Origin of the sequence: Dietzia sp. DQ11-44 (assembly GCF_014145205.1) — a bacterium.
Lineage (GTDB): Bacteria > Actinomycetota > Actinomycetes > Mycobacteriales > Mycobacteriaceae > Dietzia > Dietzia natronolimnaea.
Genome location: NZ_JAALEC010000080.1, coordinates 1 through 6243 on the forward strand (window position 1 = coordinate 1; position 6243 = coordinate 6243).

A 6243-nucleotide genomic window follows, 5' to 3' on the forward strand; every position below is an offset into this window, starting at 1 on the left:
GGGTGCCCGCGTGCCCGCCGCCCTCCTGTCCGACGTCATCCGCTCCGCCCTCGCCGACCTGTCCGGTGCCTCCGCGGCGGAGGCGTCCGAGGGGGACGTGATCCTCGGCGACATCGCGGAGGCGGGCCCGGGCGCGGACTCGCCCGGATCCCCGGTGCGTGCCCGGGCGGAGGCGTTGACGAGCTCGTCACTGCCCTATGTCGCGGGGTGCTCCGATCTGCCCCGGCGGGTGCCGGTGAGCCGCGTCCCGGAACTCGCCACCGAATGGGCGGATGACGCACCCTTCGGGGAGATCCTCGCCGCCCAGCTGTCCGCGTGTTCGACCTGGCCCGTCCCGGGAGAGTCCACGCTGGAACTACCTGGCGCCGCGCCCGTGCTGCTGATGGGTGGGATCGCGGACCCGGTGGCCGGTGCCGCCGCGCTGGAACCCACCGCGGGGATGCTGTCGGCCGCAGGGGCCGGCGACATCCGGGTCCTCACCTGGGGTGCACCCGGATCGCGCGTGGTCCTCCACTCCGCGTGCGCCAGATCGACCGTCACGGAGTTCCTCGCCGACCCGGCCACCGTCGACCGTTCCGTGGCCTGTCCCTCCTGACCGGGGCGCCTGCGTGGGGGACGCGACCCGGGCCGGTAGCCTGCACACCGTGCCGTTGCCGACCCGAAGCGCTGACTCCGTGCCCCGCCTGCTGAACCACATCCTGTGGCCGCTGGCGATCATGACCGTGATCCACCGCGTCCTGATCAAGGCCGTCAACGGATCCATCACCAATGACTTCGGGACCGTCTACGCGGCGACCAGACGCTTCCTGGCCGGTGAACCCGTGTACAGCGAGAACCTGCTCACGGTCCAGCCGCACTACCTCTACGCCCCGAGCGGCACGTTCGTGCTGGCGCCCTTCGGTGTGATCGACAACTACACCGTCGCCCGGTGGCTGTTCATCCTCGTCAACACGGCGGCGATCATCGGCGCCCTGTGGCTGCTCATGCGCCTGTTCGACCTCGACGTGCGGTCGTTCGCGGCCCCGGCGATCCTCCTGGGAGCCTTCTGCACCGAGGCGGTCACCAACACCCTGGTCTTCACCAACGTCAACGGCGTGATCTTCCTGTGCCAGGTGGCCTTCCTGTACTTCCTCCACCGCAGGCGACTCTGGTGGGCCGGAATGGCGATGGGCTTGTCCCTGGCCATCAAACCGATGCTCGCCCCACTGTTGGTCATCCCGCTGATACGCCGTCAGTGGCAGCCTTTCGTCGCCGCCGTGGCGATCCCCGCCGCCACCATGGCCGCGGGCTGGGCGCTCACCGTCGACGCCGGGCGGTACCTCGAGGTGACCGCGCCGTACATGGGCGAGGTCCGCGACTACTACAACAGCTCCCTCGCCGGCCTCGGTCTGTACTACGGCGTCCCCGAACCACTCATCCTGGTGGCCCGGATCCTCATCGTGGTGGCCACCCTGGTGGCCGTGTGGCTCCTACTGGACTACCGGCACAACCACGAGGTGCTGTGGTTGGCCACCACCTCCGGTGTCATCCTGGCCGGCGTGTTCCTGGTCTCCAGCCTCGGTCAGATGTACTACTCGATGATGCTCATCCCGATCATGCTCACCGTGGTCCTGGACAAGTCCCTGGTGCGCAACTGGCCCGCCTGGTTGGCGGCGTACGGGTTCTTCACGCTGGACTTCTGGGAGTCGGCCCGGTGGCCGTACTACGGGCGACTGTTGGAGTTCGCCCATCCCACGCTCGGATGGCTGTTGTTGCTGTGCACGGTGTTGGTGATCCTGCTCTGGCGGCGGACGGACCCGCGCCGTCACGAGCGGATCGCACCGGCCGCCACAGCGGCGTAGCCTGCGGACATGAGTGAGCGCACCGACACCCCCTCCAACACGACGCAACCGGACTTCACCCTCGACGATGCCGAGTGGCGCCGCAGGCTGACCCCCGAGGAGTACCAGGTACTACGCCGGGCCGGCACCGAGCGGCCGTACACCGGCGAGTACACGGACACCAAGACCGAGGGGGTCTACCGCTGCCGCGGTTGCGGGGCAGAGCTGTTCCGCAGTGACTCCAAGTTCGACTCCCACTGCGGCTGGCCCTCGTTCTTCACGCCGCTGGCCGGGGGGTCCGTCATCGAGCGGACCGACACGACCCTCGGGATGACCCGCACCGAGGTGGTGTGCGCGAACTGCCACGGCCATCTCGGTCACGTGTTCTCCGGCGAGGGCTACCCCACCCCCACCGACCTGCGGTACTGCATCAACTCGCTGAGCATGACGTTCGAGCCCGCCGAGGACTGAACGCACAACGCAGGGGCCGGCCGGGACGTTGTGGTCCCGGCCCGGCCCCTCGCGTCGATCCCCGCGGCGCTGAGCCGTCTCAGGGCATCGTGGTGGCCAACTGCTCGGCGCTGATCCGGGGCCCGGTGAAGAACGGGACCTCTTCACGGACGTGACGCCGCGCCTCTGTGCTGCGCATGACGCGCATGAGGTCCACGATCCGGTCCAGCTGCGGGGCCTCGAAGGCCAGGAGCCATTCGTAGTCGCCCAGAGAGAACGACGGCACGGTGTTGGCCCGGACGTCCGGGTACTCGCGGGCGGCGCGCCCGTGCTCGGCGAGGATCTGGCGACGCTCCTCGTCGGGGAGCAGGTACCACTCGTAGGAGCGGACAAAGGGGTACACGGAGATGTACGCGCCCGGCTCCTCCTCGGCGAGGAACGCCGGGATGTGGCTCTTGTTGAACTCGGCCGGTCGGTGCAGAGCGGTGTTGGACCAGTAGGACGTGCTGGCCCGACCCAGGATCGTGGTGCGCCGGAACTCGTTGTAGAACCGCTGCAGGTCCTCGATGTGCTCAGCGTGGGTCCAGATCATGAAGTCGGCCTCGGCGCGGAGCCCCGAGACGTCGTACAGTCCGCGGACCACCACGTCGGTGCCGTCGAACCGGGCGAGGAACCGCTCGAGGTCCGCGGTGACCGCGGCCCGGTCCTCCCCCAGCTCCCCGGGCGTCACGGTGAAGACCGAGAACATCAGGTAGCGGAGCGTCGAGTTGAGCTTTTTGTAGTCAAGGCGTGCCATGGCTCAATCCTGCCACCCGGCGGCCAACCGCCGGGCCGCGGCCCGTGCCGAACCGATGCACGCGGGCACTCCGACCCCCTCGGTCGCCCCTCCGACCACTTCCACCCCGGGCAACCGGTCCGCCAGTTCGGCCCGTACGCCCGCGATCCGGTCGGCGTGTCCCGGACCGATCTCCGCGAGCGCATCCTCCCAGCGGCGGACACGCGAGTACAGGATCGTCGGTGCGGATCCGCACACCCCGGCGAGGGCGGATTCGGCCATCCTGGCCAGCGCGATGTCATCCGCGGTGAGCACGTCATCGTCGTCGAGCCGTCCGAACGACACCCGCACCAGGTGTCCCGGCCGGGTGTCGAGGTGGGGCCACTTGCGACTGGTGAAGGTCATCGCCTTGAACGGGACCGGCTCGTCGGTGGACACCAATACACCGGAGAGGTCGGGCAGGTCGAGCCCCCGGTCGACCTCCATCGCCACCACGGCGGAGGAGGCCGTCCGGATCCCGGACAGTCCGGACACCACGCCGTCCACACCACCGGCGGCGGCCAGGAGCGGCGCGGCGTGGGGGACGGGGACGGCGACGACGACGAGGTCCGCGTTCTCGACCCACGACCCGCGGGCTCCGGTGACCGTGAGGGCGTACCCGGTGGTCTCGCGATGGAGCTCGGTGCAGGTGGCGTGGGTGCGCACCGTGGCACCCGCGGCCCGGGCCAGCGCGGCCACGAGGCTCCGGTACCCGCCGTCGAGGGTGGCGAACACGGGCCCCGGTACGCGGTTGCCCAGGAGCTCACTGATCGCGGCGGTCAGCGTGGGCGCGCCCCGGTCCAACACCTCGGCGAGAGCGGGGATGACCTGCCGCAGGCCGAGTCCCGAGCTGGGGGCGGCGTACACCCCGCCGAGCATGGGATCGACGAGCCTCGAGACCACCGCGTCGCCGAACCGTTCGGCCACGAGCCGGCCCAGCGAGACGTCCCCGCCGGACTCCCACTCCAGTGGAGTGTCCGCCTCGCGGGCGGCGACGGCCGATTCCTTGGGGCTCAGGACACCGGACAGTCCGGCCACGTCGGATGGGAGCCCCATGACGGTGCCGACCGGCATCGGGACCAGTCGACCGTCGGTGAGGATCGCCGGGCCGAGCGGACCCGGGTGCCGAATGGAGTCGGTCAGCCCCAGCTCGGCGACGAGCTCGGAGGCCTCGGGGCGGCGGCCGATGAAGGCCTCAGCCCCCAGCTCCATGGGGCCGGACGGGAAGTCGACGGTGTTCAGTGCCCCGCCGATCGAGTCCGACGCCTCGAGGACCGTGATCCGCGCGCCGGGCAGGTCGAGGGCGAGCTGATAGGCGGCGGTGAGACCGCTGAGACCGCCACCGATCACCGCGACACGAGGGGCCATCCCTACGTCCCGGTCAGCTCGTGGACCAGCTCGACCACGTGGGTCACGGCACCCGGGTCGGTGGCGGGCAGGACGCCGTGCCCGAGGTTGAACACGTGCCCGCGGGCGCCCAGCTCACGTGCCCGCGCCCCCTCGTCGAGGATCCTCCGGACCTCGGAGTCCAGCGCCGAGCGGTCGGCGAAGAGTATGGCGGGGTCGAGGTTGCCCTGGAGCACCTTGCCCGGAGCCCGCACCGCGGCGTCGTCGAGCGGGATGCGCCAGTCCACACCGACGACCTCTGGACCGGCCTCGCCCATCGCCCCGAGCAGTTCTCCGGTGCCCACGCCGAAGTGGGTGCGGGGAACCGTGGAGATCACCTCGTCGGCGAAGATCCCGGTGGAGTGCGGGAGCACCATCGACCGGTAGTCCCGCAGGCTCAGCGCCCCGGCCCACGAGTCGAACAGCTGGACGGCGTCCACGCCCGCATCGATCTGCGCGCGCAGGAACACCGTGGTCAGGTCCGCCAACTTGGACATCAGTGCATGCCAGACGTCGGGGCGGGAGTACATCAGGGACTTCGTGTGCTCATGGTTACGGCTCGGTCCGCCCTCGATGAGGTAGGAGGCGAGGGTGAAGGGGGCGCCGGCGAAGCCGATGAGCGCGACCTCCGGGTCGAGCTCCGCCACCACCATGCGGACCGCCTCGCCGATCTTCTCGAGCCGGTCCGGGGTGAGATCGGGAAGCGCGGCGACCCCGGCCTCGTCGCGGATCGGCGATGCCACCACGGGCCCGGTGCCCGGCACGATGTCGATGTCCACACCCGCCGCCGCCAGCGGGATGACGATGTCGGAGAAGAAGATCGCGGCGTCCACCCCGTGACGGCGGACCGGCTGCAGGGTGACCTCGCAGGTCATCTCGGGGTCGAAACAGGCCTCGAGCATGGTGCTCCCGGCCCGGAGTTCGCGATACTCGGGAAGCGAGCGACCCGCCTGACGCATGAACCACACCGGCGTGTGAGCGGCACCGGTGCCCCCGACTTCGTCGAGGTAGGGGCCGGTCCCGGCCCGGCGCGCGGTGGCGCGGCCGGCGCCCTGGGTGTCAACGGACCTGGGATTCGAGGGCACATCGGAGTTCAGCACCCCCCCATGGTCCCACGAGTGCGCCACCGGGGCCCTCCACCCCACCCCGGTGGGCGACGGCGCGCCTCCTCGGGACGCCGCCGGGTGGTGGCTAGCGTGACGACCCGTGAGCACATCGGTCAATGACGGCGAGCCCGAGGTCTTCCGGGAGGCGGTCGAGTCGCTGTCCCGGCTCGAGGTCCGCCCTGAGATCTCCGTCGGCCCGATCCGTCCGCCGCAGAGACTGGCGCCGTACAGTCATGCGCTCGGGGTGGAGATCATCCCGCCGACCGGGGACGATGTGCCCGAGTTCTCCGACGGGGACGCGTTCGGTCGGCTGATCCTCCTCCACGACCCCTCCGGGGACGACGCGTGGAACGGCACGCTGCGGCTGGTCGCCTACATCCAGGCCGACATGGAGGCCTCACTCGCGGGCGATCCCCTGCTGCCCCAGGTCGCCTGGAGTTGGCTCACCGAGGCGCTCGACGAGGACGCCGGACCGTACACGTCGCTGGGCGGAACCGTCACCAGCACCGCGTCGGTCCGCTACGGCGACATCTCCGGACCGCCCCAGGCCCACCAGCTCGAGTTGCGCGCGTCGTGGACCGCCCTCGAGTCGAACCTGACCGGTCACGCCTCCGCCTTCTGCAAGACGCTCTCCCTGGCGGCCGGACTCCCGCCGGTCGGCGTGACC

Annotated in this window: 7 protein-coding genes; 4 read left to right on the top strand and 3 right to left on the bottom strand. The window is 70.6% G+C overall.

Translation table 11 applies throughout. The features are described from left to right. The 3 genes from G6018_RS02415 to msrB all read left to right on the top strand — a co-directional run. Positions 1-595 (top strand): alpha/beta hydrolase (locus tag G6018_RS02415; RefSeq protein ID WP_182638612.1); only part of this gene is annotated, 595 nt, incomplete at its 5' end. Between the two features lie 49 nt (positions 596-644). Next, on the top strand, positions 645-1841 hold the full coding sequence (locus tag G6018_RS02420) for a glycosyltransferase family 87 protein (protein ID WP_347237774.1): 1197 nt from the start codon (positions 645-647) through the stop codon (positions 1839-1841). Between the two features lie 9 nt (positions 1842-1850). After that, positions 1851-2291, top strand: a complete 441-nt coding sequence (gene msrB, locus G6018_RS02425) for a peptide-methionine (R)-S-oxide reductase MsrB (protein ID WP_182638613.1) — start codon at positions 1851-1853, stop codon at positions 2289-2291. Positions 2292-2370: 79 nt separating this feature from the next. On the opposite strand, the gene hemQ is transcribed toward msrB, so the two are convergent. The 3 genes from hemQ to hemE are packed head-to-tail and all read right to left on the bottom strand — an operon-like array spanning position 2371 to position 5570. Then, positions 2371-3066 carry a hydrogen peroxide-dependent heme synthase gene (gene hemQ / locus G6018_RS02430; protein ID WP_182638614.1) on the bottom strand — a complete coding sequence of 232 codons (696 nt, stop codon included), beginning with the start codon at positions 3064-3066 and terminating at the stop codon, positions 2371-2373. 3 nt (positions 3067-3069) lie between these two features. Next, positions 3070-4452, bottom strand: a complete 1383-nt coding sequence (gene hemG / locus G6018_RS02435; protein ID WP_182638615.1) for a protoporphyrinogen oxidase — start codon at positions 4450-4452, stop codon at positions 3070-3072. 2 nt (positions 4453-4454) lie between these two features. Further along, positions 4455-5570, bottom strand: coding sequence for a uroporphyrinogen decarboxylase (hemE, locus tag G6018_RS02440; RefSeq protein WP_182638616.1), 1116 nt, complete (start codon positions 5568-5570; stop codon positions 4455-4457). Positions 5571-5676: 106 nt separating this feature from the next. Here hemE and G6018_RS02445 point away from each other — a divergent pair. After that, positions 5677-6243: DUF3000 family protein (locus tag G6018_RS02445; RefSeq protein ID WP_182638617.1), on the top strand; the 567-nt coding region annotated here is incomplete at its 3' end.

Coding starts and splice junctions, on each gene's coding strand:
- msrB (WP_182638613.1), top strand. CDS start 1,851: ATGAGTGAGCGCACCGACACCCCCTCCAACACGACGCAACCGGACTTC.
- hemQ (WP_182638614.1), bottom strand. CDS start 3,066: ATGGCACGCCTTGACTACAAAAAGCTCAACTCGACGCTCCGCTACCTG.
- hemG (WP_182638615.1), bottom strand. CDS start 4,452: ATGGCCCCTCGTGTCGCGGTGATCGGTGGCGGTCTCAGCGGTCTCACC.